Genomic DNA, 25565 nt, shown 5'->3' on the forward strand with positions numbered 1-25565 from the left:
TGCTGCGTTCTGGTGGGCGGGCGGCACCGACCCTAGCGTGATCCGGCCCGGTCGGCCCGCGATCGCGTCGCTGCCCGGGAACCCGCATCGTCCGACCGCCGTGCCACGGCGGTCCCACCTGGAGACCGATATGAAGCTCAAGCTGTTCAACCTGGCCCTGATGACGACCGTGCTGCTCGGTGCCGGCCTCGCCTCCGATCCCGCCAGCGCCGCCAACGGCGTGCCGGGCCGGGTCATCAACGACCGCGACCCGAGCGGCCCGCAGACCGGCACCTGGCGCGGCAGCTACTACACCGAATACACCGTGTGGGGCGACGGCATCGAACACATCGGCGAGGTCGGCACCACCTTCCGCACCGGCCACGACGTCTACGGCACTTCGTACGCGAACTGCCACAGCGCCCTGATCGCCGAGATGAGCGCCGCCTACGCGTCCGGCTGGACCGACTGCTCGCCGATGTAAAGCGGTCCACGGCCGCGAGGGATCGCAGGCCGTCGCGTATCGGCATCGGCGCTCCGGACTCCCCCGGGGCGCCGATGTCTTTCCTTGAGGGCGCCGCAGGCTGGAACGCAGGCGGCGGATCGAACCGGCTGGCGCGGCCGTCAGCGGCGCGCGGGCTTGTCGGCCACGCTGATCACGCGTTGTTGCGCGGGTTTCGGCTCATCGGTTTCCAAGCGGCCCGGGTAGCGGTCGTATTCCGACATCGGGCTGTCCTGCGCGCAGCGCGCATCCGGGAAGCCGTAACGCTGGCGCAGGGCCAGGCCGCATTCGGCCATGGCTTCGAAGGCCTGGCCGACCTGCATGCACTGCTTGTCGAAGTCGCGCCGGAAGGCGTCGCGGCGGCGCATGAAGTCTTCGCCGCATTTGCGTCCGACCCGTATCCGGTCGAGATCGTCCTGGGCGGCGTTGCTGCCGGCCAGGCCGTATTCCTTGAGTTCCGCTTCGCTGAGGATGCGCAGGTCGCGGTTGGCGACCGTCATCATCTGGTCGGCGACCGCGGTGGCGACGCCGTTGCGTTCCAAGTAATCGCGGACCTGGGTATTGATCGCCTTGAGCTCGGCGCTGAGCTCGGCGCGCGAGGTCGCGGTGGAACGGTCGCGGATCAGGCGGTGGATCCCGACCTTGCCCGAAATCGAGCGGGTGTCGCCGGCGGCCAGCACCAGCACGCAGGCGCTGTGGCACAGCGAATCCTCGCGGATCCAGATCGCCCAATGCGATTCGGCGATCGAGTCGCCGGCGCGGATCGCTTCTTCGACGTGACCGCCGGTCGAATCCAGGTCGAGGATGCGGGTCGGGATTTCCATGCGGTCGGCCATCGCCGCCACGCGCTGGACCAGGGCGGTGAAGCCGGCGCCGATCTTGCCGCGGTAGCGGACCCGGACCATGCCGCGCGGCTGGCAGTCCCTGAGCGCGTCGACCAGGCTGAAGAATTCCAGCGAAGCGAGCGGTTCGCCGTCGCCATGCCGGGCGTAGTCGTATTCGCAACTGATCGAGGCTTCGCCGGCGTCGAGCCTGGCCGGCGGCCAATAGGTGCCCTTGAGTACGTCGGCCCGCGCCGGCGCGGCGTTGCCGGGCGCCGCGGAACGGTCGCCGGACTGGTCGCCGATAGTCACCGCCGCGGGCTGGGCGTCGTCGCTGGGCGCCCGCGGCTGGCAGGCCGCGGCCAGCAGGCACAGCGGTAACAGCCCCGATGCGAACGACCACCTCTTCGACATGCCTTGCCCGTCCTGGTTACGTTCCGGCCGCATCCGCGGCTGTGCTGCCACGGTAACCGGCGCTGGTTTCGACCTCGCCCGGCGCCGAGTTTCGTCCGCCGGTTGCAGCATGATCGCGGGTCGAGGATGAACGCGGGCGCGCTCGACGGTTTCCATGTCATGGATAACGGCATGGACGCCGCTGCCGGGACGCCGTCGTCGCGGGCGACGACGGCCGGGCATCGCGCTCAGGCCGCTGGGCGCGGCGTGTCGTGGCGCTTGAAGTAGCGGTGATGGCGCAGGTGGTCGTGCTGCTGTCCGATCGCGAAATAGGCCTTGCCGCCGCGCCGGCCGTCCTGCAGGCAGGGCAACTCGTACTGCGCGTCGGGATTGTTGGTGTAGTAGACCGGGACCTTGTCGATGAAACGGCTGAGCATGCCCGGCCCGCATTCGACGTCTTTGTAGCTGTCGAAGCCGAAGCGGGGGTTGCCGATGTTGAAGTCGTCGACGCAGACCACGCCGTTGTCGATCAGCGCCAGTTCGCGCTCCAGCGGCCAGGCGTCGTACCAGTGGGCGTCGAGGTAGTACAGCGGGCAGCGGAACTGGTCGCGGAATTTCGCGATCAGCTCGGGCGAATCGAGCTTTTCGACATGGGTATGCGGCATGAAGCCGACCCGGCGCTTGACCAGATCCACGTAACGGTCGACCACGTCGCAGGTGACGATGCTCAGGTGCGGGTAGGTGCGCGCCAGGTAGTCGGTGGTGTCGCCGACGTTGGAGCCCGTCTCGATGATCGCGTCGCACTGGTAGCGTTCGATCAGGTAGTCGAATTCCAGCGCAGTGGTGATGTCGAAGCCGAACGGCCCGCCGCCGTCGCTGAGTTCGGCCGCGCCCAGGCGCAGGGTGCGGTAGAAATGCTTGTAGACGTTCTCGGCGGACATCCGCGACGCGCTCCAGGGTTCGTAGCCGGGAAGTATAAGCGGCCGCCGTCCCGGCCATCGGTGTCGTGCCGTGCCCCCGAGAGAGCGATGCTGGCCGCGACCGCGGTCTCGCGATCCGTGGCGCTGGCTCCGTTGCACCGAAGCGCCCAGCTTTCTGTGGGAGCGGCGTAAGCCGCGATGGCGGTCTCACGGTCCGTGGCGCTGGCTCCGTTGCACCGGAGCGCCCAGCTTTCTGTGGGAGCGGCGTAAGCCGCGATGGCTACCGGCGGGGGCGGCGCCGCGACTGGCGAATTCGCGATCGCGGCTTACGCCGCTCCCACAGAAAGCTGGAGTGGGCCGGCTCAACTCCGCGTTTCGCGCAGCGCCAGCGCCAGCAGCCGGGCCTCCAGCCTGGCGCCGAGGCCGGACGGGGCGGCCAGGTCCATGCGCGCCAGCGCCTCGGCGTCGTCGCCGCTGCCGCCGAGCAGGGCGCGCGCGACCGTGGCCAGCTTGCCGGTCCGGCTCGCGGTGGCGGCCTTGAGCCAGCCCAGCGCCCGTACCAGGCGCTCCTCGACCGGGGTGAAGTCGCTGCCCAGCGGATAGTCGGGCAGCAGGCCCTCGCGGCGCAGCGGCGCCAGGGCCTGGCGCAGATGCTCGGGAGTGTTGCGGCGGGCCGCGGCAGTCAGGCTGAAGTCGGCGCGCAGCTTGCCTTCGCGGCGCGCGGTGTCCAGCAGGCCGCGGCCGTAGCGCGCGTCGGCGATGGCGGCCATCGCCTGCACGCAGTCCTCGTCGGCGCGGCCGCGCAGGTCGGCGATGCCGTACTCGCTGATGTAGATATCGCGCAGATGGCGCGGGATGGTGGTGTGGCCGTAGTTCCACACCAGGTTGGAGCGGTTCTCGCCGCCGGCGTCGCGGGTCGCGCGCAGCATCAGCACCGAGCGCGCGTCGGGCAGGGCGTGGGCCATGGCGACGAAGTTGTACTGCCCGCCGACCCCCGACACGACCCGGCCGTCGGCCAGGCCGTCCGACACCGCCGCGCCCAGCGCGGTCGCCATCATGCAGGTGTTGAAGAAGCGCGCGTCGCGGCGCTGCAGGCGTTCCAGCGCTTCGTGGCCACCATAGAGTTCGTTGACCTCGCTGATGCGGCGCATGCCGATGCCGCGGTGCTGGTCCTCGGGCAGGTGCCGCAACCAGTCGTAGAACTCGGGCGAGCCCAGGTAGAAGCCGCCGTGCAGATATTCGCCGTCGCGTTCCAGGACGGCGCGATCGGCATCGTCGGCGCGGCCGTCGGCGATGCGGCGCATCAGGGCTTCGTCGTCGACCACCTTGCGCCGGATCACCCCGACTTCGACCAGGCGCCGGAAGCCCTCGTTGATCATTTCGCTGCAGCCGTACAGACCTTCGGCGAACGGCGCCAGGTCCGGGCGCGAGGCCAGGGCCGGGTCGAGCGCCGCGAGCACGCGCCGGTAGCCGGCGTTGTCGGCGTGGCGCAGCGCCAGCGCGTGGCAGAGCGCGTCGGCGAGCGCGCCGATGCCGATCTGCAGGGTGCCGCCGTCGCGCACCAGGGTGCTGGCGTAGAAGCCGATCGCATAGTCGGCGTCGGTCACCGGCTGGCGCGGCAGGCCGAACAGTTTCGGATGCGGGCCGGGCGGGGTCACCACCGCGTCGAAGTAATCCTCGGCGACCGTCGCGCTGCCGCCCAGCCAGGGCAGCTGCGGATCGACCTCGGCGATCAGCAGCGGCCGCGGCAGGCCGCGGGCGACGATCGCATCGACCGCGTCCTGGGTCAGGTCGGTATTGCACGACAGCGACAGCCGCGCGTCGCCGTCGCGGCGCGCGACCTTCTGCACGATCGCGTTGACGCCACGGTCGGCGAGCGCGCGGGCGACGTGGGTGTAGTTGAGGCTGGCGTAACGCTGCTGCGCCGGCGGCGAATTCAGCAGCGCGCCGGATTGCAGGTAGAACTCTTCGATCTCGATATGCGCGGGCAGGGTATTGCGCTTGAGCGCGTCCACGTAGGCCAGGCGCGGGAAGTCGTCGCCGAAGTGGCGGCGCGCGAACGGCCCGACGAAGCGGCCCTCCAGGCCCTTGCCGGCGCCGGGCGGATCCAGCGACAGCGCGGTGTACAGATGCAGCGCGCGCGAGGGATCGGCGGCGATCCGCGCGTACAGCGCATTCAACAGCCGGTGCGGCTTGCCCAGGCCGAGCGGGGCACCCACGTGCAGCGGGCCCTGGGTGCGGGCGAGCAGGAAGTCGACGGCGTCGTCGATGCGTTCGAAGCGGGCGGGTGCGGTCATGGCGGCAGTATCGCATCGGCCCGGCGGATCGCTTGACATCGTCGTTTACGGGTGTAATCTCAAGAAAAATTACGGATGTAATCGATGCAGATCAGCGAAGCCGAATCGGTGGTGATGGACGTGCTCTGGCGGCGGCATCCGCTCGCCGCCGAGGACGTGGTCGCGGCGCTGTCCGAGCGCCAGGACTGGCAGGAGGCGACCATCAAGACCCTGCTCAACCGACTCTTGAACAAGGGCGCGGTGCGCGCCGAGAAGCAGGGCCGGCGTTATCTGTATGCGCCGGTGCTCAAGCGCGAGGACTGGGTGCTGGAGGAGAGCCAGGGCCTGCTGCAACGCCTGTTCGACGGCCGGGTCGCGCCGCTGGTCGCGCACTTCAGCGAGCAGCGCAAGCTCAGCCGCAAGGACATCGCCGAACTGCGCAAGCTGCTGGAGGAGCTGGACGATGGACAAGCTTGAGCTGCTGACCGCGCTGATCGAAACCGCGCTCGCCGGCAGTGGCGCGATCGTGCTGGTGTTGTTGCTGCGCCATCCGTTGCGGCGCGGCTTCGGCGCCGGCGCGGCCTATGCGCTGTGGGCGCTGGTGCCGGCGGCGATGTTCGCGGTGTTGCTGCCGGCGGCATCGGCGCCGATGCCGTCGCTCGTGCCGGTCATGGCCGTGGTCGCGTCGCCGTCGACTGCGGCGGCCTCGGGGTCGGCGCCGCTATCGCTGCCGACGCTGGCGCTGATGCTGTGGCTGGCCGGCACGCTCGCGACCGCGCTGGTCTTCGCCGTCCAGCAGCGCCGCTTCGTGCGCGCGCTGGGGCGGCTGCGCCTGCGCGCCGACGGACTGCATCAGGCCGATGCGGTCGCGGGCCTGCCGGCCGCGATCGGGGTGCTGCGACCGGCGATCGTGCTGCCGCAGGACTTCGAACAGCGCTACAGCGAGCAGCAGCAGGCGTTGCTGCGCGCCCACGAGCGCGAGCACATCGCGCGCGGCGACCTCTTGCTCAATGCCGCGGTGGCGCTGCTGCGCTGCCTGCACTGGTTCAATCCCTTGCTGCACTACGCCGCGCATCGCTTTCGCCACGATCAGGAACTGTCCTGCGACCAGCGCGTGATCCGGCGCCACCCGCAGGCACGACGCGCCTACGGCGAAGCCATGCTCAAGACCTCGTTGGCGTCGCGCCCCGCGCCTCTGGGGTGCCAATGGGGCCACGGTCATCCGCTCAAGGAGAGAATAGAAATGCTGAAGCGTCCCGATGTTTCGTCCCGGCGCTGGAAAGCCGGCGCCGTCCTGATCGCACTGCTCGCCGCCGCCACCGGCACCGCGGCCTGGTCGGCGCAGCCGCGGCGCGCGCCCGCCGCGCCGACGGACTTCGTGCGCGCCGACTTCGCGATCGCCCTCGATGGCGGGCAACCGGAAAACTTCTCGTTGATCCAGCGCCTCGGCGAGCCTTTCGAGGCGCGCGGTTCGTCCTGGCGCATCGAAGGCAAAGTGCTGCCCACGCGCGCAGGCCAGTTGAGCCTGGAAGCCTCGCTGCAGCGCGACGGCAAGACCCTGGGCGAGCCGCGTTTGCTGATGCGCAACGGAGAGCCCGCACGGATCACGCTGGGCAGCGTGCGCGGTTCCGGCCCGACCGAAACCCTGCAGGGCATCGACGTCACGGTGACGCTGACGGCGTCGGTGAAGCCGCCGCCGCCTATTCCGGCGTCGGCGTCCTCCGCCGCGACAGCGTCGACGCCGGTTGCGGCCGTCGCTGCCGACCGCGCGGTCGCGCAGTACGGCGCGCTATCGCCGCCGCCGTACCCGAAGGGCCGCAAAGTCAGCGGCCGTGTGCTGCTGCAGATCAAAGTCGGTGCCGACGGCAGCGCGCAGGAGGTCAAGCTGGCGCGCAGTTCCGGCGATGCCGAGCTCGACAGCAGCACCGTGACGGCGGCGAGCACGTGGCGCTTCTAACCCGCCGTCGAAGGCGGCGCGCCGGTCGAATCCTGGGTGCAGGTGCCGGTGGATTTCGCCACATCCAAGCCGGCCGAACCGGGTACGTCGGGCGGTGCCGCGACGCTGGATCCGATCCAGGTCGGGCAGGGCTGATCCAAGCGCGGCTGTGGTGCGTTCAAGTGCAGGCTAGGCAGTGCGTTGCGATCCATCGCCGACGACGTGGACCTCGTCGGCGATCCGGCGCACTTCGTCCGGGTAGTGGCTGACGTAGATCATTGGCAGTGCGATCTCGTCGCGCACCCGCTGCAGGTACGGCAGCAGCTCGTCGCGGCGATTCATGTCCAGCATCGACAGCGGTTCGTCCAGCAGCAGGATCTGCGGCTGCGACAGCAGCGCGCGGCCCAGGGCCACGCGCTGCATCTCACCGCCCGACAGGCCGGCGGTGGAACGCGACAGCAAGGCATCGATGCCCAGCAGGTCGACGACGGCGTCGAACTGGAACCGCGGCGCGGCCCGGGCGTCGCCGTGCAGGCCGTAGAGCAGGTTGCGGCGCACATCCAGGTGCGGGAACAGGCGCGCGTCCTGGAACACGTAGCCGATCCGGCGCCGATGCGCAGGCAGGTCGATGCCGGCGGCGGCATCGAACAGGCAGCGCCCGCCGATCTCGATGCGGCCGCGCTGCGGCCGCAGCAGGCCGGCGATGGCGTGCAGCAGCGAGGTCTTGCCGGCGCCCGAGTCGCCGACCAGGGCGATCACCCGGCGTTCGCTGCGGATGCTCACGCTGCGCTCGAACGCGCCGCGCCGCAGGCTGAAGTCGAGCAGATAGGTCGGCGCGGCGCTCATGCCTGCGTCTCGCGGCGCTGGCGCTGCACCAGCCATTCCGACAGCAGTACCGCGCCGAACGAGATCGCGACCGCGACCACGGTCAGCCGCCACAGCCCGGATTCGGCGCCGGGCACCTGCAGCAGGCCGTAGATCGCCGACGACAGGGTCTGGGTTTCGCCGGGGATGTTGGACACGAAGGTGATGGTGGCGCCGAACTCGCCCAGGGCCTTGGCGAAGCCGAGCACGGCGCCGGCGATCACGCCGGGCAGGGCCAGCGGCAGGGTCATGCCGAAGAACACCCGCCAGGGGTTCGCGCCCAGGGTCGCGGCGGCCTGCTCTAGGCGGCGGTCGACCGCTTCGATCGAGAGCCGGATCGCGCGCACCATCAGCGGGAAACCCATGATCGCGCAGGCCAGCGCCGCGCCGGTCCAGCGGAACGCGAAGCTCACGCCGAACCAGTCGGACAGGAACCGCCCGATCGGCCCCTGCGAGCCGAACAGGATCAGCAGCACGTAGCCGGTCACCACGGGCGGCAGCACCAGCGGCAGATGCAGCAGCGCGTCGAGCAAGAGCTTGCCGGGAAAGCGTTTGCGCGCGAGCAGCCAGCCCATCGCCACGCCCAAGGGCAGGCTGGCCAGCACCGCCACGGTCGCGACCTTGAGGCTCAGTGCGATCGCCGTCAGTTCGGCTGGGCTGAAGTCGAACATGCGCCGGTCGCGCTCAGTCCAGGACCGCGAAGCCGTGGCGGCGGAACACCGTCGCCGCCGCCGGGGTCTTGAGCCAGCGCACGAACGCGGCCGTCTGCGCGCGCTTGCTGGCGCGGATGCGCGCGACCGGGTAGACGATGGCGGGGTGGGTGTCGGCCGGGAAGGTCGCGAGCACGCGCACGTTCGGCTCGGCGCGCGCGTCGCTGGCATAGACCACGCCCAGCGGCGCTTCGCCGCGCGCGACCAGCATCAAGGCCGCGCGCACGTTTTCGGCTTCGGCGACCCTGGGCTGCAACTGTCGCCACACGCCCAGCGATTCGAACGCGGCGCGCGCGTACTTGCCGGCCGGCACGCTCGCGGTCAGCGCCAAGGCCAGGCGGCCGTCGCCGAGCAAGGGGCGCAGATCGACGCCGGGTTTCAGCGTCAGCGCCTGTGCGCTGCTGGTCCTGGGCGCGATCAGCACCAGGCTGTTGCCGAGCAGGTTGCGGCGGCTGCCCTCGTCGATCAGCTTGCGTTGCTGCAGGTAATCCATCCAGTCCAGGTCGGCGGACACGAACACGTCGGCCGGCGCACCCTGTTCGATCTGCCGCGCCAGCGCCGAACTGGCGGCGTAGGACATCCGCAGCGGTTGACCGGTCTGGCCCTCGTAGACCACCGCGGCTTCGTCCAGCGCTTCCTTGAGGCTGGCCGCGGCGAACACGGTGATCGGCTCGGCTTTGGGCGGAGCGGCAGCGGCGCTGGCCGCCAGGGACAGGCCGAGGGCGCAGAACGCGGCGAGCCAGCGGCGACGCGACAGGATCATGAGGGGACAGCTCCAGGGGCCACGGCGCGAGCGTAGCGCGAAACCGCTGCAGCGCAGAGGCGTGGACGCGCTGCGGGAAAGATCAGGGCGCGTCGATCACGCGGATCGATTCGATCTGGCGGATCCAGCGCGCGGGCCGCGATTCGCCCGGCGCGATCAGGCGCCAGGGACCGTCGTCCGCGCCGAGCGCGGCGCCGTCGCAACGGTCGGTCAGGACCACCTCCCGTGCGCCCAGGCTGGCGTCGAGTTCGGCCAGCGAGTAGGCGACGCGATAGCCGTCGCGCGCCGACACCACCACCATGCGCGCCAGTTGCGGCCCGCGCAGCGGTTCCTCGGGCATGGCGCCGGACGCGCGCAGCAGCGCCGCCAGCGACACGCCTTCGCAGCTCAGGGTCTTGCCGTGCGCGTTGCCGGTGGCGACGACGCGCGGCAGGCCCGCGATCTTCGCCGCGTCCAGGGCCACGTCGATCGGCGCCATGCGCTGCGGCGGATCGGAGGCATGCGCGTGCGGGTTCTTATCGGGCTCCGCGGCGACAGCGGTCGACTGGGCCCCGATCAGCAGGCAGGCGATCGCGAGCGGCAGGCGGATCGGGCTCATGGCGGCCTCAGAGCTGATTGAGCGGAATCTTCAGGTAGCGCACGCCGTTGTCTTCGGCCTCGGGCAGGGCGCCCGCGCGCAGATTGACCTGCAAGGCCGGCAGGATCAGCGCCGGCACCGCCAGGGTCGCATCACGGGCCTCGCGCATGCGCACGAACTCGGCTTCGACGGTGTCGTCGCGGAGGTGGATGTTGGCGCGCTTCTGTTCGCCGATGCTGGTTTCGCAGCGCGGCGCGCGGCCGTCGGGGCCGTAGTCGTGGCAGACGAACACGCGGGTGGCGTCGGGCAGTTCGTACAGGTGCCGGATCGAGGCGTACAGCATGGCCGCGTCGCCGCCCGGGAAATCGCAGCGCGCGGTGCCGCTGTCGGGCATGAACAGCGAGTCGCCGGCGAACAGGGCGTCGTCGATCAGGTAGGCCAGGCTGTCGAGGGTGTGGCCGGGCACCGCGATGGCGCGTGCGCGCAGCTCGCCGATCGCGAACGTTTCCTCGTCCTCGAACAGGTGGTCGAACTGGCTGCCGTCGGCTTCGACCTTGGCGTCCAGGCCCAGCACCGGTACGAAGGTGCGCTGCACTTCGCGGATGCGGCGGCCGATCGCGATGCGCGCCTGCGGCAGGCGCTGCTTCAGCCAGTGCGCGGCGGTGAGGTGGTCGGCGTGGGCATGGGTTTCCAGCAGCCAGCGCACGTCCGCGCCGCAGGCTTGCGCAGCATCGAGGATCGCCTGCGCCGAGTTGCCGCCGGTGCGGCCGGAACGCGCGTCGTAGTCGAGCACCGGATCGACGATCGCGGCCTGCGACGTCGCCGGGTCCACGACCAGATAGCTCCAGGTCCCGGTGTCGGCATGATGGAAGGACTGCACCTGCGGGGACATCGGCTTCCTCTGACTGCGGCGTCCGTGCGATGGAGCCTGCGCGCGGTGTGCGGCGCGCGGCGTTTTGCGTCGCGCTCAGCGCTTGAGTGCGGCGTTGAGCAGGGCGGCGAGGCGGGTGCCGCCGCGGCGCAGCTGGGCTTCGGCTTCAGGTCGCCAAGTCTGCACGTATTCGTCGTCGATCGTCGCCCGCGGCGGATAGAAGCCTGGTTGCAGCGCGATCCGGCAGGAGGCCTCGGCCCAGCCCGCCGAATCCGGCGGCAGCGGCGGCTCCGACAGCGCCACCGCCAGCGGCAGCGCGCGCAGGCGTTGCAGCCAGGCGGCCTCGTCCAGGCCGGCGCGGTTGAGCATGCCGCTGTCCCACAGCGCGTGCAGGTTGGTGCCGCGCCCGCCGAGGTTGACCTGGACGTCGTTGCCGCCCTTGTCGCGGGCGTAGCCGGCATGCAGCGGCTGGTGCACGTCGCCGACGAAATGGACCACGAACTTCAATGCCTGCAGGCGTTCGGCACGCGGACGGTGGCGGTCGGCCAGGATCAGGCTCTGGTCGCGGATCGCCGCGACCACGCAGGCGTCGCCGGGGCAGTCGCGCTCGGGCTGGTAGACGCAGTCGTGCTCGGCGATGTTGACGTAGTGCCACTTCGCGCTCTTCTTGCCCAGGTCGGGGTCGTTGGCGCGCAGTTCGTCGGCCCAGTTGGCGACGCCGGGCAGGGTCGGGTCGGGTTCGCCGGCCAGCAGTTCGTCGATATCGCGGCGCACGGCCGGATCGAGTTCGTCCAGGGCCAGCAACGCGACCAGGCGGTGGCCGAGCGGGCCCCAGGCCAGGGCGTCGATCGGCAGCAGCAGAAGTAGGGCGAGGGAGAGGGCGCGGATCATGACGCCACTTTACCGGAGACGGCAGGGTTCCCGGCTGTAATCAGTGCACACGAATGGTGCCGCTCCTGTCGGTTCGCGCCCCGGCGCCGCGGTACCGCCGCAACGCCGGGGCTGCCGCCTTGGTCGGCGGGCTCAGAACCGGTAGATGTAGGCGACGCCGTAGGTCAGCGGATCGATCTGGGCGGTGCCGATCTTGACTCCGTCGACCTCGACATCGGTGTCGATGTCCATCCAGCGCACGTCGACCCGGATCGCGCCGCTCTCGCCGAGCATGAAGTCCACGCCCGCGTGCGCGGCCGGGCCCCAGGAGTCCTTGAGCTTGATCGTGGTGCCTTCGAGCGCGCCGCTGGTCTTCTCGCTGAAGAACAGGGTGTAGTTGATGCCGGCGCCGACGAACGGCGAAACCATGCCGCGGCTGTTGAAGTGGTACTGCAGGGTGACCGTCGGCGGCAGCTGCTTGGTCGTGGCGACCTGGCCGACGTCGACGATGTCGATGTCGTGCTCGAACGGGAGCGAGGCCAGCACCTCGATGCCCAGGTCGTTGCTGATGAAATACTCGAGCGTCACCGTCGGCTGGACGCTTTCGCTGACCTCCAGGTCGAACTCGCCGTCCAGGACGCTGCCGTTGTCGGAGGTCGGCGAGACCTGGTGGACCCCGACGCCGACGCTCCAGGTGCCGGCCGACTGGGCCAGGGCGGATTGCGACAGGCAGGCCAGGGCCAGGGCGGCGATCGCGCCACCGTAAGTACGCTTGTTCATTCCTTGAATCCCCTGTTGGATCGAGCTGATTTGATCGGGCTTGGCGTAGTTCGGTGCGTTACCGCATGGATCGCCACCCACTTTATGTGCGCCGAATCCTGCCCGTCCTTGACTTTGGTTGCAATATCGCCCGTCCGGAGGCCGCCCCGGCGTCCAGCCCGCCTGGGCCGCCCCGGGCCGGGGGCGGCGTCGGGCCGGGGTCGGGCCCGCGCTTGCTACAATGGCGGTTTCCCATCCCAGCCGCGTGTTGCGGGCCCAGGAGTTTGCAGAAATGGCGATCAAGGTAGGCATCAACGGCTTCGGCCGCATCGGACGCAACGTGCTGCGCTCGGCGGTGCAGAATTTCGGCGGCGAGATCGAGATCGTCGCGATCAACGACCTGCTCGAGCCGGACTACCTGGCCTACATGCTCCAGTACGACTCGGTCCACGGCCGCTTCAAGGGCGAGATCGCGGTCGAGGGCAACACCCTGATCGTCAACGGCCAGAAGATCCGCCTGACCCAGGAACGCGATCCGGCCAACCTCAAGTGGGACGAGGTCGGCGCCGAGGTGGTGATCGAATCGACCGGCCTGTTCCTGGACAAGGCCACCGCGCAGAAGCACCTCGACGCCGGCGCCAAGAAGGTCGTGCTGTCGGCGCCGTCCAAGGACGACACGCCGATGTTCGTCTACGGCGTCAACGACAAGACCTATAAGGGCGAGGCGATCATCTCCAACGCTTCGTGCACCACCAACTGCCTGGCCCCGCTGGCCAAGGTGCTGAACGACAAGTGGGGCATCAAGCGCGGCCTGATGACCACTGTGCACGCCGCCACCGCCACCCAGAAGACCGTCGACGGTCCGTCCAACAAGGACTGGCGCGGCGGCCGCGGCATCCTCGAGAACATCATCCCGTCCAGCACCGGCGCGGCCAAGGCGGTCGGCGTGGTGATCCCGGAGCTCAACAAGAAGCTCACCGGCATGTCGTTCCGCGTGCCGACCTCGGACGTCTCGGTGGTCGACCTGACCGTCGAACTGGTCAAGGACGCGACCTACGCCGAGATCTGCGCCGAAATGAAGGCGCAGAGCGAAGGCGCGCTCAAGGGCATCCTGGGCTACACCGAGGACAAGGTGGTCGCCACCGATTTCCGCGGCGACACCCGTACTTCGATCTTCGACGCCGACGCCGGCATCGCGCTCGACGGCACTTTCGTCAAGCTGGTGAGCTGGTACGACAACGAGTGGGGCTACTCGAACAAGTGCCTGGAAATGGTCAAGGTGGTCGCGGGCAAGTAAGCCGCGACGGTCCTGGCGATGCGAGAAAGCCCCGCGGTTGCGGGGCTTTTTCTTTGTGACGTCTTCTTCGGAAGGTCGAGCACGTAGCGGTCCCGAGTCTTCCCCGGCCCGCAGGAAGAGCCGTCGTCGGCTCAGGTCGCGGCCGTCGCTGAATCATGAGCTGGATTCGCAGCTCAACGACCTGCGCAAGTTCCTGCCGATCTCGACCAAGATGCTGGTCGGCGCAGGCGCGTCAATCTTCCGGATACGGCGGCACCGGCGTCGGCACGCCCTCGCGGTCCAGCGCGATCATGGTGAAACGGCCGCGCGTGGCCAGCTGCGACTCGCCGCTGAGCAGGTCCTCGCTGTGCATCTCGACCTCGACCTGCATCGAGGTGCGCCCCACCGAGACCACGCGCGCGATCAGTTCGACCAGCGCGCCCTTGGGTACGGCGGTATGGAAGTCGATCTGCTCCGAGCGCGCGGTCACCACGGTGCGGCGGGCGTAGCGCGAGGCGGCGACGAACGCGGCCTTGTCCATCCACGCCAGCGCCTGGCCGCCGAACAGGGTGCCGAGGTGGTTGGTGTGGTCGGGGAAGACGATTTCGATGATGCGGGCTTCGGTCATGGGGCTTGTGTGTTGGAGATAAGCGACGAGAGTGGCGTCGCAGCATCCCTCACCCCAACCCCTCTCAGCCTTGCACACCCTTCGGGCGCCGCAGGCGGGAGAGGGGCTTTAGCGATGAGAGTGGCGCCGCGGCGAACTGTTCCCTCTCCCGCTTGCGGGAGAGGGCTAGGGTGAGGGGGCTTTTGATCTTCAATAGGGGGAACGAGAGCAAAGGCATTCGCGCCTTTGGCTCTCATCCCTCACCCCAACCCCTCTCCCGCAGGCGGGAGAGGGGCTTTGAGCGGAGAGGCGCACTTCGATGTCCTCAGAACGTCTCGTCGAACGCCACTTCGCCCTGCACGCCAACCTGGTAGGCCGAGACCCGGCGTTCGAAGAAGTTGGTCACTTCCTGCACGTCCTGCAGGTCCATGAAGCCGAAGGGGTTGGTCGAGCCGAAATGCTTGGGCATGCCGAGCTGCGCCATGCGCTGGTCGGCGCAGTACTCCAGGTACTGGCGCATGTCCTTCAGCGACAGGCCGACCACGCCGCCGGACAGCACGTCCTGGGCGAACTGCAGCTCGCAATCCACCGCATCCTCGAACATCTTCACCACCTGCGCGCGCAGATCGGCGTCGAACAGGTCGGGCTCCTCTTCGCGCGCGGTGCGGATGACTTCGAAGGCGAAGGCCATGTGGCAGCTTTCGTCGCGGAACACCCAGTTGGTGCCCGAGGCCAGGCCGTTGAGCAGGCCGCGCGAACGCAGATAGTAGACATAGGCGAAGGCGGCGAAGAAGAACAGGCCTTCGATGCAGCCGGCGAAGCAGATCAGATTGAGCAGGAACTGGCGGCGCTGCTCGCGGGTCTCGATGCGCTTGAGGTCCTGCACCGAATCGATCCAGCGGAAACAGAACTCGGCCTTGGCCCGGATCGAAGGAATGTTCTCGACCGCGTCGAAGGCCTTGGCGCGCTCATTCGGATCAGGCAGGTAGGTGTCGAGCAGGGTCAGGTAGAACTGCACGTGCAGCGCTTCTTCGTACAGCTGCCGCGACAGGTACATGCGCGCTTCCGGCGCGTTGATGTGCTGGTAGAGATTCAGCACCAGGTTGTTGGCGACGATGCTGTCGCCGGTGGCGAAGAACGCGACCAGGCGCTCGACCAGATGGCGCTCGGCCGGGCCGAATTTGTGCTTGAGGTCGTTGACGTCCTGCGAGAAGTCGACCTCTTCGACGGTCCAGGTGTTGCGGATCGCGTCGCGGTACATCTCGTAGAAATGCGGATAGCGCATCGGCCGCAGGGTGAGATCGAAACCGGGATCGAGCAGGCGGGGCGTGGCGAGGGACATGGGATTTCCTTGAATTGCTTTCCTTCTCCCGCGTGCAGGCGAAGGTGCCCGGAGGGCGGATGAGGGCGCTTGGCTGGCGGTGAAGTCGCGAGCGGGCTGCCCTCACCCCAACCCCTCTCCCGCAGGCGGGAGAGGGGCTAAAGCGAAGCGGTGGGGATTACTGACAGGCTTCGCAGGACTCGGGGTTTTCCAGCGAGCAGGCGATCGCTTCGTCCGGGGTGTATTCCGGCTTCGGCGGTGCCGCCACCGGCGCGCTGACCGTGCTCTTGGCGATCTTGGTGGCCGGGCGCGAGCGCAGGTAGTAGGTGGTCTTCAGGCCCCTCTTCCAGGCGTACATGTACATCGAGCTGAGCTGGCCGATGTTCGGGCTTTCGATGAACAGGTTCAGCGACTGGCTCTGGTCGATGTAGGCGCCGCGCTCGGCGGCCATGTCGATCAGCGAACGCATCGGCAGTTCCCAGGCGGTGCGGTAGACCTGGCGCAGCGACTCGGGCACTTCGTGCACGGACTGGATCGAGCCTTCGGCCATCTTGATCCGGTCGCGCATCTCCGCCGTCCACAGGCCGAGCTTCTTGAGCTCCTCGACCAGGTACTTGTTGACCACCAGGAAGTCGCCGGACAGCGTTTCGCGCTTGAACAGGTTGGACACCTGCGGCTCGATGCATTCGTAGCAGCCGGCGATCGAGGCGATGGTCGCGGTCGGCGCGATCGCGATCAGCAGCGAGTTGCGCAGGCCGTGTTCGGCGATGCGCTGGCGCAGCGCGTCCCAGCGCTCGGGCTGCGACGGGGTCACGCCCCAGGCTTCGAACTGCAGCTCGCCGATGCTGGCGCGGGTGTCGTCGAAGCCGGGATGGCGGCCGTGTTCCAGCGCGAGTTCGTTCGAGGCCGACAGGGCGTGGAAGTAGATCGCCTCGGCGATGTCCTGCGACAGCTTGCGCGCGGCCTCGGAATCGAACGCTAGGCGCAGCTTGAAGAACACGTCCTGCAGGCCCATCGAGCCCAGGCCGACCGGGCGCCACTTCAGATTGGCGCGGCGCGCGGTCTCGATCGGGTAGAAGTTCAGGTCGATCACGCGGTCGAGCTGGCGCACGGCCAGGCGCACGGTTTCGGCGAGCTTGTCGAAATCGAAAGCGCCCTTGCCGTCTTCGTACATCTCGACGTGGTGGGAGAGGTTGATCGAGCCCAGGTTGCACACCGCGGTCTCGTCCTGCGAGGTGACCTCGAGGATTTCGGTGCACAGGTTGGACAAGTGGATGACGTTGCCGTCGCGCAGGGTCTGGTTGGAGGCTCGGTTGGACTTGTCCTTGAAGTTCATCCAGCCGTTGCCGGTCTGCGCCAGGGTCCGCATCATGCGGCCGTAGATGTCGCGCGCCTTGACCTTCTTGACCGCCAGGCCGGCGGCTTCGGCCGCGGCATAGGCTTGCTCGAAAGCTTCGCCCCACAGGTCGGTCAGCTGCGGCACCTTGGCCGGATCGAACAGCGACCAGTCGGCGTCGGCCTCGACCCGGCGCATGAATTCGTCGGGAATCCAGTTGGCGAGATTGAGGTTGTGGGTGCGGCGCGCTTCGTCGCCGGTGTTGTCGCGCAGTTCCAGGAACTCCTCGACGTCGGCATGCCACGGCTCCAGGTAGACGCAGGCCGCGCCCTTGCGCTTGCCGCCCTGGTTGACCGCGGCCACCGAGGCGTCGAGCGTCTTCAGCCACGGCACGATGCCGTTGGACAGGCCGTTGGTGGAACGGATCAGCGAGCCGCGCGAACGGATGCGGGTGTAGCTCAGGCCGATGCCGCCGCTGAACTTGCTGAGCTTGGCCACGTCCATGTAGCGCTTGTAGATCGACTCCAGCGAATCCTCGGGCGAGTCGAGCAGGAAGCAGCTCGACAGTTGCTCGTGGGTGGTGCCGGCGTTGAACAGGGTCGGCGAGGACGGGATGTAGTCGAGCTGGGCCATGCGCCGGTACAGGGCCAGGGCGTCGCCGACGTCTTCGCTGAGCGCGCAGGCGATGCGCAGGAAGAACTGCTGCGGGGTTTCGATCACGGTGCGCGCGGTCGGGTGGCGCAGCAGGTAGCGGTCGTACAGAGTGCGCAGGCCGAAGTAGTCGAAGCGCGCGTCCAGGCTGCGGTCGATGGCGTCGTTGAGCTTGCGCGCGTTGGCCTGCACGAAGCTCAGCAGGCGGTCGTTGATCAGGCCCAGTTCGTGGCCGCGCACGACCGACTGCGAGAACGCATGGATCTCGATGCCGGCGACTTCCTTTTCGATCACGTTGCTGAGCAGGCGCGCGGCGAGGCGGCCGTACTCGGGTTCCTCGGCGGTGAGCAGGGCGGCGGTGCGGATCGACAGCTCGTCGAGCTCGCGCGTGGTCGCGCCGTCGTAGAGGCCGGAGATGGTGCGGGTGGCCACGCGCATCGGATCGACCGCGTAGAGGTCCTCGCCGCAGCGGGTGACCGCGCGCACGATCTTGTTGAGGTCGACCGGCTCGCGGCGTCCGCTGCGCTTGGTCACGCTCATGGTGAGGTTGGCGGCCGGCGGGGTTAGGGCGAAACCGGGGGCGGCGTCGGTCTTGCGCGCGGGCGCTTCGGTGGGGGAGGGGGCGGAAGAGGAGGTGCTCGCTGCGGCGGGCGCTTCGGTGGTGGCGGTCATGGGGGCTCCGATGCGTGGGCGCACGGGTCGCCGGCCTCCCTCGAGGGCCGACGTGCGCGGACGCAGGACGCAACACCGGGTGGAGTCGGCGTTGCGGCGTGCGCCCCCGCGGGCGCGAAGTGTTCGAGGATGACGACAGGGTGTCGCGCAGTCCGAGACGGGCTGCGGCCGCGACGGAAGACCGAGGCGGCGGAACGACACCGGCCGCCTTCCCCCGAAGACTCCTGAGCCGGTACCGCGCGGTGTGCGACGCGCGGCTGTCGGCAGGTCTTCGGGCTCGGGACTTGGAGCGAGGGGCGAGTTAAGAGCGGTGGTCGGCAGGCCTCGGCCCGCGTCTCACTCCTCTCTACTCGCTCCTCGGCTCCTCCTAGTGGTGGTCGCTTCCCAGGCGCCGGGCGCCCAGTGCAATGACCACGTTCGTTTCCCATACCGCTGCGGGGCAGCGCCGGCTTTGTCGCCGTCCAGAAGGACGGGTCCGCACCGGCTTCCCTATTAAGCCGATCTCGCGATCGGCACCGACGGACACAACATATTAGGGGTACTTCGATCCGTCAACACGATATGTGGTGAGCGACAGCAGATTCGAAATAAAATCCCGGCGCCCTCGCAGCGGCGCGCTTGGTGTTAACGTGCGGGGCGACAAGGACAGGGGGCGCGGCGCGATGGCAGGACTGGTGACGTTGCTGGTGCTGGTGCTGCTGGCGGTACCGGCGCTGCTGATCGCGGCGCTGGTGATGATCTCCGGCCTCAAGGGCCGGGTCGCGATGTTGGAGGCGAGGGTCGACGAGCTCGGCTCGCGAGCCGCCCGTGCGGCCGATGCCCCGGTCGATGCGCGCGAGGCCGCGATGGCCGCCGAGCCGACCCTGGACGAGCTGATGCGCAGCGCGCCCACACCCGTGGTGCCCGAAAGTCGCGTCGATGCCACGCCGATTGCGCCGCCACGGACGCCTGTGCCCGAATCGTCGGTTCCGCCGCCGGTCGCACCGCCGCCCCTGCCGTCGACGCCACCGCGCGCGGTGTTCGACACGCCGCCGCCGAGCCCGCAGGCCGCCGCACCGGCGCGCGCCGCGCCTGCGGCGGTGCGTCGTCCGCCGCCGCCGGATCCGGCCACCGTATTCGTGCGTGCGGTCAAACGCTGGTTCACCGAAGGCAACGTGCCGGTCAAGGTCGGCATGCTGGTGCTGTTCGCCGGCGTCGCGGCCCTGCTCAAGTACGCGACCGATCAGGGCTGGATGCGCTTTCCGATCGAACTGCGCCTGGCCGGCATCGCCCTGGCCGCGCTGGGCGGAGTGGTGTTCGGCTGGTACCAGCGCGAGCGCAAGCGCAGTTTCGCCCTGAGTCTGCAGGGCGGCGCGATCGGCGTGCTGCTGTTGGTGGTATTCGCGGCCTTCAAGCTGTACGGCCTGATCGAAGCGGGCCCGGCGTTCGGGCTGAGCATCGTGCTGGTCGCCGGCGCCGGCGTGCTGGCGGTGCGGCAGAACGCGATCGCGCTGGCCCTGCTCGGCATCCTCGCTGGTTTCATGGCGCCGATCTGGCTCTCGACCGGGCAGGGCAACCACGTCGCCCTGTTCGGCTATTACGCGGTGCTCAACGCGGCGATCTTCGCGATCGCCTGGTGGCGGCCGTGGCGCGCGCTCAACCTGCTCGGTTTCGTCTTCACCTTCGGCATCGGCACCGCTTGGGGCGTACTGAGTTACCGCGCGCAGGACTACGCGACCACCGAACCGTTCCTGCTGCTGTTCTTCGGCTTCTATCTGCTGATTCCGATCCTGTACGCCTGGCGCCGTCCGGCCGGCAAGCGCGACCTGATCGACGGCTGCCTGGTGTTCGGCACGCCGCTGATCGCGTTCATGCTGCAGGCCGGCCTGCTCGAAGGCGAGCGCATGCCGCTGGCATTCTGCGCGCTAGGCCTGGCCGCGCTGTACGCGGCGCTGGCGTGGTGGCTGCAGCGGCGCGAGCACTTCGCCGCGCTGGCCACGCCGTATGCGCTGCTCGCGGTCGGCTTCGCGACGTTGGCGGTGCCGCTGGCGCTGTCGGCGCAGAGCACCGCCTGCGTGTTCGCGGTCGAAGGCGCGGCGCTGGTCTGGCTGGGGTTGCGTCAACAACGCATCCTGCCGCAGCTGGCCGGCTTCGCCCTGCAGCTGTTCGCCGCGGGCGGTTTCGCGATCGGCGTCAGCGACGGTCCCGAGCCGCTGACCGCGCTGCTCAACGCGCGTTTCATGGGCGCCTTGCTGATCGCGCTGGCCGCTTTCGCCAGCGCCTGGAGCTATCGCCGCGCCGAGCGGCGCGGCTTCGCCCTGGCCTATTACCTGTGGGGCCTGGGCTGGTGGTGCGGCAACGCGCTGGGCGAGATCGAGCGCTTTCTGATGTCGGACGTGCGCGCCGACGCGGTGCTCGCGTTCGCCGCGCTCAGCGCCTGGCTCGCGGCCGAGACCTATCGCCGTCTGCCGGCGCGCGCGCTGGCCTGGACGGTCGCGGCCGGTCTGGCCGCGGCGCTGCCGCTGGCGTTCGCGCAGGAGTCGGCGCATCTGCACCCGTTCGGCGGCTATGGCCTGGCGGCCTGGCTGGTCTACGCGATCGCCGGTGCGCGCGCCTTGCGCTGCCTGCGCGATCGGGCCGGCGGCGAGCTCGGTGTCGCGCATGCGGCCTGGCTGTGGGCCTGGCCGCTCGCGGCCAGCCTGTCGCTGCACGAGTTCGTCGGCCGCAACACGGTCGGCGACGGTTGGACCTGGGCTGCGCTGGCGCTGCCGTTCCTGGCGATGGCGGCGGCGCTGCAATGGCGTCCGGCCGCGATCGCGGCGCCGCTGAGCGAGCGTTTCGGGCAATGGCGCGGCGCGGTCCAGGGCACGTTCCTGTTCGCGCTGGTGCTGGGCGCGATCGTCGCCCTCGGCCAGCCCGGCGCGAGCGCGCCGCTGCCGTGGCTGCCGCTGCTCAATCCGCTCGATCTGAGCCAGCTCGCGGTGCTGGCGCTGTTCGCGTTCTGGCTGGCCTCGCCGGTGGGCCCGGACGATCTGCGCGCACGCCGGGTGCCGCTGCTGGCGACCGCCGGCTTCGCCCTGATCACCGTCGTCACCCTGCGCGCGACCCATCACTGGGGCGGCGTGCCCTGGGATGGCGCGATGTTCGGCACCGGCCTGGTTCAGACCAGCCTGACCGTGGTCTGGAGCCTGCTCGGCGTGCTCGGCTGGGTGATCGGTTCGCGCCGTGGCCAGCGCGCCTTGTGGCTGGCCGGCGCGGTGCTGATGGCGGTGGTGCTGGCCAAGCTGGTGTTGGTCGACCGCACCCACCTGGGCAACCTGCTCGGCATCGCCTCGTTCATCGCATACGGCTTGCTGTGCACGCTGGTCGGTTACCTCGCGCCGGCGCCGCCGAGCCGGGCCGCCGACGCCGAAGACCGCCAACCGGAGATCCCGGCATGAGCCTGGCCCGTACTGTCGCTGCGTTCGCTCTCGTACTTTTGCCCGCGTTGGCGAGCGCCGGGCCGCGCGACGATTACGCCCAGCAATGGCCGCTGCAACTGGGCAGCGAAGGCGCGGGCGCGTACCGGGTCGCGCTCGACGACAGCGTCTACCAACATGCGCGCCGCTCCGGCCTGCGCGATGTCGACGTGATCGACGGCGCCGGCAATCCGGTGCCGGCCGCGCTGTACCGGCCCGGTCCGGGCGAAGCGCGCGCGGCGGTCCGCGCCAGCCTGCCCTGGTTCGCCTTGCCGGCGCGTCCGGCCAGCGGCGCCCAGGAGTGGCAGTTGGTCAGCGAAGTCGAAGCCGACGGCCGCCTGCGCCGGGTCGAGGCGCGCGGCATCGGCCGCGGCGCGTCGATCGGGCCGCAGACCGCCTTGCTGATCGACGCCAGCACCTTGCGCGCGCCGATCCGCGCGCTGGAACTGGACTGGGCGCCGGGCACCGCGTTGGACGCCACCTACCGCGTCGAAGCCAGCGACGACCTCGAACATTGGCGGGATGTGGTCGCGCGCGGACGTCTGGTCGATCTGGAGCAGGGCGGCCGCCGCCTGCTGCAGCGCCGGATCGCGTTCGACCCCGACGGCCTGCGCGCGCGCTACCTGCGCCTGAGCCCGACCAACCCCGACGCGGTCGCGCCGATCCGCGCGGTCAGCGCCGAACTCGACGCCAGCGCCGATCCCTCGCCGCTGCGCTGGCGCCAGCTCAAGGGCCGCCGGGTCGCCGCCGAGCGCGCCGGCGAGAAGGGCGCGCGTTTCGAATTCGAACTCGACGGCCGCTTTCCGATCCAGCGCATCGACGTCGCGCTGCCCGGCAATTACGCGGTCGGCTGGAACCTGGAAAGCCGCGACCGCACCGACGCGCCCTGGCAGCGCCGGCTGGCGCCGTGGACCGCCTACCGCGTCGGCAGCGACGGCCGCTCCTCGTCGCGGGCGCTGCCGGTGCGCAGCGACGACCGCTATTGGCGCTTGAGCGCCGACGCGGCGGTGCCCGGCGAACCGAGCCTGCGCCTGGGCTACCAGCCCGAGATGATGGTGTTCATCGCCCAGGGCACACCGCCCTACGCCCTGGTCGCCGGTAGTGCGCGCACGGCGCGCGAAGACCTGCCGCTGCCGCAGACGATGCTGGCGCTGCAGGCCGAGCGCGGCCCGACCTGGCGCCCGGCCGAGGCCGCGCTGGGCCCGATGCAGGCCCTGGCCGGCGCCGCTGCGCTGGTGCCGGACGAACCCGAGCGCAACTGGCGCACCTGGCTGCTGTGGGCGGTGCTGGTGGTCGGCGCCGTGGTGGTCGCCGGATTCGCCGTCGCCTTGCTGCGCGGCAGCGCGCCGCCGGCGGCGTAGACGGTCGGGATTCGTCGCAGCGACCAAGGCCCGCCATCGCGGGCCTTTCGCATTTTCGAATCCCAAATCCCGAATCCCAAATGCCGGCCTTTACAATGTCCGGCTCCGGCAGTCGGCCCCGCGCGCGCCGCCGCCTTCCCCCTTTGTCCGCGCCCAGGAGGCCTCCGTGTCCATCGTCCGCATGACCGATCTCGATCTCGCCGGTAAACGCGTGTTGATTCGAGAAGATCTCAATGTGCCGATCGACGCCGGCCGCATCACCTCCGAACAACGCATCCTGGCCGCGCTGCCGACCCTGAAGCTGGCGCTGGAAAAAGGCGCCGCGGTGATGGTGACCTCGCACCTGGGCCGGCCCAAGGAAGGCGTGTGGAGCGAAGCCGATTCGCTGGCGCCGGTGGCCGCGCGCCTGTCGCAGTTGCTCGGCATCGACGTGCCGCTGATCAAGGACTGGGTCGACGGCGTCGATGTGCAGCCCGGCCAGCTGGTCCTGCTCGAGAACTGCCGCATGAACCCCGGCGAGGGCAAGGACGACGACGCCCTGTCGAAGAAGTACGCCGCGCTGTGCGACGTGTTCGTCATGGACGCTTTCGGCACGGCCCACCGCGCCCAGGCCTCGACCCACGGCGCGATCCGCCACGCCAAGCTCGCCGCCGGCGGCCCGCTGCTGATGGCCGAACTCGATGCCTTGGCCAAGGCCCTGGAGCAGCCGGCGCGTCCGCTGCTGGCGATCGTCGCCGGCTCCAAAGTCTCGACCAAGCTGGAATTGCTGTCCTCGCTGGTCGGCAAGGTCGATCAGCTGATCGTCGGCGGCGGCATCGCCAACACCTTCATCGCCGCGCTCGGCCACGGCGTCGGCAAGTCGCTGGTCGAAACCGACCTGATCGGCACCGCGAAGCAGATCATGGCCGACGCCAAGGCGCGCGGCGCCGACATTCCGGTGCCGACCGACGTGGTGGTCGCGCCGGCCTTCGCCGCCGACGCGCCGGCCACGGTCAAGGCCGTCGATGCGGTGGGCGCCGACGACATGATCCTCGACATCGGTCCGGACACCGCCGCGCGCTACGCCGAGCTGATCAAGAACGCCGGCACCGTGGTCTGGAACGGCCCGGTCGGCGTGTTCGAGTTCGACGCTTTCGGCCACGGCACCCAGGCCCTGGCGCGCGCGATCGCGGCGTCCAAGGCGTTCTCGATCGCCGGCGGCGGCGACACCCTGGCCGCGGTCGACAAGTACGGCATCGCCGACGACGTCAGCTACATTTCCACCGGCGGCGGCGCCTTCCTCGAATTCCTCGAAGGCAAGGAACTGCCGGCGGTCGCCGCGCTCAAGCAGGCGGGCGCGTGAGCGTGGCCACGGCCGCGCCGACGCTGTTCTTCGACCTGGACGGCACCCTGATCGACTCGGCGGTCGGCATCACCCGCTGCGTCGCCCATGCGCTGACCCAGATGCAGCATCCGGTGCCGCCGCAGGCCGAACTGCGGCGCTGGATCGGCCCCTCGCTACGCACCAGCTTCGGGCCGCTGTTCGCGCAGCCCGAGCAGGTCGAGCGCGCGGTCGAGCACTACCGCGAACGCTTCGAAACCCACGGCTGGGCCGAGCACGAGGTCTACGCCGGAATCGAGCGGACCGTGGAATCGCTGCATGCGGCCGGACACCGGCTGGCGATCGTGACCGCCAAGAACGAGCCGCATGCGCGCAAGATCATCGATCACCTGCCGTTCGGCCACCGTTTCGAAGACGTGATCGGCTCGACCCTGGACGGCCGTCTCAGCGACAAGCCCGAGCTGATCGCCGAGGCGCTGCAGCGCCTGTCGTTGACCGCGCAGGACTGCTGGATGATCGGCGATCGGCGTATGGACATCGAAGGCGCGCGCCACCACGGCATGCGCAACATCGGCGTGCTCTGGGGCTTCGGCGGCGAAGAGGAACTGCGTCGGGCCGGCGCGCAACGCCTGGTGGACGCGCCCGAGCAACTGCCGGCACTGCTCGCGGCCTGAGGCTGCCGCACTGCGGCATCGCGCGGCGCCGCAAGCGCCGCACGTCGGCCGGCGCGCGTGCGGATGTGCCGCTGCGCCCAATTCGCGGCCTCCGCTCGGCCGCCTGTGAACCGGATCAAGGTTTGCGGCGGCGGCGGGGGGTAGCGTCCGGTTGCGGTCAGGAGACCGCGTCGAACCGGAGATCGCATCATGCGTCGCAAGGGATTTCTGCTGTCGAACACGCTGATCGCCGCGGCCCTGCTCGGGCTGCTGCTGGCCGGCGCCGCCGTCGCCGGACGCGCCGGCGAGGCTTATTCGGTGATCTATTTCGACGACGCCGGCAACGAGGTCGGCGGCGCCACCGCCAACTGCGGCGGCCAGTATCTGTCCTGGGGCATCCGCACCACCCATTACACCCGCAACACCTGGATCTGCGACTGAGCGCAGCAGGGTCCCGCATCGGCCTCCCCGACGTAGGATGCGGTGAGCGCAGCGAAACGCATCGCTGCGGATCACCGACACAGGCGCCGCGTAGCGAAGCATCGCGGCGAGGCGGTTCGCCCATGGCTCATCGCATCCTACGGTTCCACCGCTGTTCGCAAGCCGTCGCCGCGCGTTTCCGTGCGCGGCGTCGCGTGCCGCCCGCGCCACCGTGAGCGTGGGCGCCACGACGATGCCGCGCTGTTCCG

22 protein-coding genes and 1 riboswitch are annotated in these 25565 nt (G+C 69.7%); of the genes, 9 read left to right on the forward strand and 13 right to left on the reverse strand.

Annotation, left to right across the window (positions count from 1 at the left end):
* The first annotated feature begins 130 nt into the window (after positions 1-130).
* Positions 131-463: a hypothetical protein gene (locus tag ASD78_RS05180; RefSeq protein WP_055903817.1), complete on the forward strand. Its 333-nt coding sequence runs from the start codon at positions 131-133 to the stop codon at positions 461-463.
* Positions 464-603: 140 nt separating this feature from the next.
* Here the strand turns inward: ASD78_RS05180 and ASD78_RS05185 are convergent, their stop codons facing one another.
* From ASD78_RS05185 to ASD78_RS05195, 3 genes are all read right to left on the reverse strand, one after another.
* Positions 604-1716, reverse strand: a complete 1113-nt coding sequence (locus ASD78_RS05185) for a hypothetical protein (RefSeq protein ID WP_056098835.1) — start codon at positions 1714-1716, stop codon at positions 604-606.
* 227 nt (positions 1717-1943) lie between these two features.
* Positions 1944-2636: a hypothetical protein gene (locus ASD78_RS05190; protein WP_055903811.1), complete on the reverse strand. Its 693-nt coding sequence runs from the start codon at positions 2634-2636 to the stop codon at positions 1944-1946.
* A gap of 341 nt (positions 2637-2977) precedes the next feature.
* On the reverse strand, positions 2978-4912 hold the full coding sequence (locus ASD78_RS05195) for an acetyl-CoA hydrolase/transferase C-terminal domain-containing protein (protein ID WP_056098839.1): 1935 nt from the start codon (positions 4910-4912) through the stop codon (positions 2978-2980).
* An 84-nt stretch (positions 4913-4996) separates the two neighbouring features.
* On the opposite strand from ASD78_RS05195, the gene ASD78_RS05200 reads away from it, so the two are divergent.
* Complete coding sequence (locus ASD78_RS05200; RefSeq protein WP_055903807.1) at positions 4997-5368, forward strand: BlaI/MecI/CopY family transcriptional regulator; 372 nt, start codon at positions 4997-4999, stop codon at positions 5366-5368.
* Positions 5355-6848 carry a TonB family protein gene (locus tag ASD78_RS05205; protein WP_056098842.1) on the forward strand — a complete coding sequence of 498 codons (1494 nt, stop codon included), beginning with the start codon at positions 5355-5357 and terminating at the stop codon, positions 6846-6848. Before ASD78_RS05200 ends, ASD78_RS05205 begins: the two co-directional genes overlap by 14 nt.
* 168 nt (positions 6849-7016) lie before the next feature.
* On the opposite strand, the gene modC is transcribed toward ASD78_RS05205, so the two are convergent.
* From modC to ASD78_RS05240, 7 genes are all read right to left on the reverse strand, one after another.
* Positions 7017-7673, reverse strand: a complete 657-nt coding sequence (gene modC / locus ASD78_RS05210; protein ID WP_056098845.1) for a molybdenum ABC transporter ATP-binding protein — start codon at positions 7671-7673, stop codon at positions 7017-7019.
* Complete coding sequence (modB, locus tag ASD78_RS05215; protein WP_055903798.1) at positions 7670-8362, reverse strand: molybdate ABC transporter permease subunit; 693 nt, start codon at positions 8360-8362, stop codon at positions 7670-7672. The genes modC and modB overlap by 4 nt, the downstream gene beginning before the upstream one ends.
* Positions 8363-8375: 13 nt before the next feature.
* Positions 8376-9164, reverse strand: coding sequence for a molybdate ABC transporter substrate-binding protein (gene modA / locus ASD78_RS05220; RefSeq protein ID WP_056098850.1), 789 nt, complete (start codon positions 9162-9164; stop codon positions 8376-8378).
* An 82-nt stretch (positions 9165-9246) separates the two neighbouring features.
* Positions 9247-9762, reverse strand: coding sequence for a hypothetical protein (locus tag ASD78_RS05225; protein WP_056098854.1), 516 nt, complete (start codon positions 9760-9762; stop codon positions 9247-9249).
* Positions 9763-9769: 7 nt separating this feature from the next.
* Complete coding sequence (locus ASD78_RS05230) at positions 9770-10633, reverse strand: MBL fold metallo-hydrolase (protein WP_055903789.1); 864 nt, start codon at positions 10631-10633, stop codon at positions 9770-9772.
* 75 nt (positions 10634-10708) lie between these two features.
* Complete coding sequence (locus ASD78_RS05235; protein ID WP_055903786.1) at positions 10709-11503, reverse strand: S1/P1 nuclease; 795 nt, start codon at positions 11501-11503, stop codon at positions 10709-10711.
* Between the two features lie 132 nt (positions 11504-11635).
* Positions 11636-12262 carry an OmpW family outer membrane protein gene (locus tag ASD78_RS05240; RefSeq protein ID WP_055903783.1) on the reverse strand — a complete coding sequence of 209 codons (627 nt, stop codon included), beginning with the start codon at positions 12260-12262 and terminating at the stop codon, positions 11636-11638.
* 271 nt (positions 12263-12533) lie between these two features.
* Here ASD78_RS05240 and gap point away from each other — a divergent pair, with 271 nt between their 5' ends.
* On the forward strand, positions 12534-13538 hold the full coding sequence (gene gap, locus ASD78_RS05245; protein ID WP_055903780.1) for a type I glyceraldehyde-3-phosphate dehydrogenase: 1005 nt from the start codon (positions 12534-12536) through the stop codon (positions 13536-13538).
* A gap of 232 nt (positions 13539-13770) precedes the next feature.
* Here the strand turns inward: gap and ASD78_RS05250 are convergent, their stop codons facing one another.
* The 3 genes from ASD78_RS05250 to ASD78_RS05260 all read right to left on the reverse strand — a co-directional run bounded on the left by ASD78_RS05250 (position 13771) and on the right by ASD78_RS05260 (position 17972).
* Complete coding sequence (locus ASD78_RS05250) at positions 13771-14145, reverse strand: acyl-CoA thioesterase (RefSeq protein ID WP_055903777.1); 375 nt, start codon at positions 14143-14145, stop codon at positions 13771-13773.
* Between the two features lie 304 nt (positions 14146-14449).
* On the reverse strand, positions 14450-15466 hold the full coding sequence (locus tag ASD78_RS05255) for a ribonucleotide-diphosphate reductase subunit beta (protein ID WP_056098857.1): 1017 nt from the start codon (positions 15464-15466) through the stop codon (positions 14450-14452).
* Between the two features lie 157 nt (positions 15467-15623).
* On the reverse strand, positions 15624-17972 hold the full coding sequence (locus ASD78_RS05260; protein ID WP_056099845.1) for a ribonucleoside-diphosphate reductase subunit alpha: 2349 nt from the start codon (positions 17970-17972) through the stop codon (positions 15624-15626).
* A gap of 376 nt (positions 17973-18348) precedes the next feature.
* Positions 18349-18639: riboswitch (cobalamin riboswitch) on the reverse strand.
* 127 nt (positions 18640-18766) lie between these two features.
* Here ASD78_RS05260 and ASD78_RS05265 point away from each other — a divergent pair.
* From ASD78_RS05265 to ASD78_RS05285, 5 genes are all read left to right on the forward strand, one after another.
* A complete protein-coding gene (locus ASD78_RS05265; RefSeq protein WP_056098859.1) occupies positions 18767-21523 on the forward strand; it encodes a DUF2339 domain-containing protein in 2757 nt (918 codons plus the stop codon).
* Entirely contained in the window at positions 21520-22902 is a 1383-nt protein-coding gene (locus tag ASD78_RS05270) for a DUF3999 domain-containing protein (RefSeq protein ID WP_082575437.1), read from the forward strand. Before ASD78_RS05265 ends, ASD78_RS05270 begins: the two co-directional genes overlap by 4 nt.
* A 166-nt stretch (positions 22903-23068) precedes the next feature.
* Positions 23069-24244, forward strand: coding sequence for a phosphoglycerate kinase (locus ASD78_RS05275; RefSeq protein ID WP_056098865.1), 1176 nt, complete (start codon positions 23069-23071; stop codon positions 24242-24244).
* Positions 24241-24897, forward strand: a complete 657-nt coding sequence (locus ASD78_RS05280) for an HAD hydrolase-like protein (protein ID WP_082575438.1) — start codon at positions 24241-24243, stop codon at positions 24895-24897. The genes ASD78_RS05275 and ASD78_RS05280 overlap by 4 nt, the downstream gene beginning before the upstream one ends.
* 189 nt (positions 24898-25086) lie before the next feature.
* Positions 25087-25317 (forward strand): DUF6289 family protein, encoded by a 231-nt coding sequence (locus ASD78_RS05285; protein WP_055903762.1) that lies wholly within the window; start codon positions 25087-25089, stop codon positions 25315-25317.
* The last annotated feature ends 248 nt before the right edge of the window (positions 25318-25565 follow it).

This window comes from Lysobacter sp. Root667 (genome assembly GCF_001427715.1).
In the GTDB taxonomy this organism is placed as follows: Bacteria; Pseudomonadota; Gammaproteobacteria; order Xanthomonadales; family Xanthomonadaceae; genus Lysobacter.

Bases quoted from the DNA above. Each gene is read 5' to 3' on its own strand.
- gap (WP_055903780.1), top strand. From the start codon at position 12,534: ATGGCGATCAAGGTAGGCATCAACGGCTTCGGCCGCATCGGACGCAAC.
- ASD78_RS05180 (WP_055903817.1), top strand. From the start codon at position 131: ATGAAGCTCAAGCTGTTCAACCTGGCCCTGATGACGACCGTGCTGCTC.
- ASD78_RS05200 (WP_055903807.1), top strand. From the start codon at position 4,997: ATGCAGATCAGCGAAGCCGAATCGGTGGTGATGGACGTGCTCTGGCGG.
- ASD78_RS05195 (WP_056098839.1), bottom strand. From the start codon at position 4,912: ATGACCGCACCCGCCCGCTTCGAACGCATCGACGACGCCGTCGACTTC.
- ASD78_RS05265 (WP_056098859.1), top strand. From the start codon at position 18,767: ATGGCAGGACTGGTGACGTTGCTGGTGCTGGTGCTGCTGGCGGTACCG.
- ASD78_RS05250 (WP_055903777.1), bottom strand. From the start codon at position 14,145: ATGACCGAAGCCCGCATCATCGAAATCGTCTTCCCCGACCACACCAAC.
- ASD78_RS05260 (WP_056099845.1), bottom strand. From the start codon at position 17,972: ATGAGCGTGACCAAGCGCAGCGGACGCCGCGAGCCGGTCGACCTCAAC.
- ASD78_RS05185 (WP_056098835.1), bottom strand. From the start codon at position 1,716: ATGTCGAAGAGGTGGTCGTTCGCATCGGGGCTGTTACCGCTGTGCCTG.
- ASD78_RS05225 (WP_056098854.1), bottom strand. From the start codon at position 9,762: ATGAGCCCGATCCGCCTGCCGCTCGCGATCGCCTGCCTGCTGATCGGG.
- ASD78_RS05190 (WP_055903811.1), bottom strand. From the start codon at position 2,636: ATGTCCGCCGAGAACGTCTACAAGCATTTCTACCGCACCCTGCGCCTG.
- ASD78_RS05285 (WP_055903762.1), top strand. From the start codon at position 25,087: ATGCGTCGCAAGGGATTTCTGCTGTCGAACACGCTGATCGCCGCGGCC.
- modC (WP_056098845.1), bottom strand. From the start codon at position 7,673: ATGAGCGCCGCGCCGACCTATCTGCTCGACTTCAGCCTGCGGCGCGGC.
- ASD78_RS05205 (WP_056098842.1), top strand. From the start codon at position 5,355: ATGGACAAGCTTGAGCTGCTGACCGCGCTGATCGAAACCGCGCTCGCC.
- modB (WP_055903798.1), bottom strand. From the start codon at position 8,362: ATGTTCGACTTCAGCCCAGCCGAACTGACGGCGATCGCACTGAGCCTC.
- ASD78_RS05255 (WP_056098857.1), bottom strand. From the start codon at position 15,466: ATGTCCCTCGCCACGCCCCGCCTGCTCGATCCCGGTTTCGATCTCACC.
- ASD78_RS05235 (WP_055903786.1), bottom strand. From the start codon at position 11,503: ATGATCCGCGCCCTCTCCCTCGCCCTACTTCTGCTGCTGCCGATCGAC.
- ASD78_RS05240 (WP_055903783.1), bottom strand. From the start codon at position 12,262: ATGAACAAGCGTACTTACGGTGGCGCGATCGCCGCCCTGGCCCTGGCC.
- ASD78_RS05270 (WP_082575437.1), top strand. From the start codon at position 21,520: ATGAGCCTGGCCCGTACTGTCGCTGCGTTCGCTCTCGTACTTTTGCCC.
- ASD78_RS05230 (WP_055903789.1), bottom strand. From the start codon at position 10,633: ATGTCCCCGCAGGTGCAGTCCTTCCATCATGCCGACACCGGGACCTGG.
- modA (WP_056098850.1), bottom strand. From the start codon at position 9,164: ATGATCCTGTCGCGTCGCCGCTGGCTCGCCGCGTTCTGCGCCCTCGGC.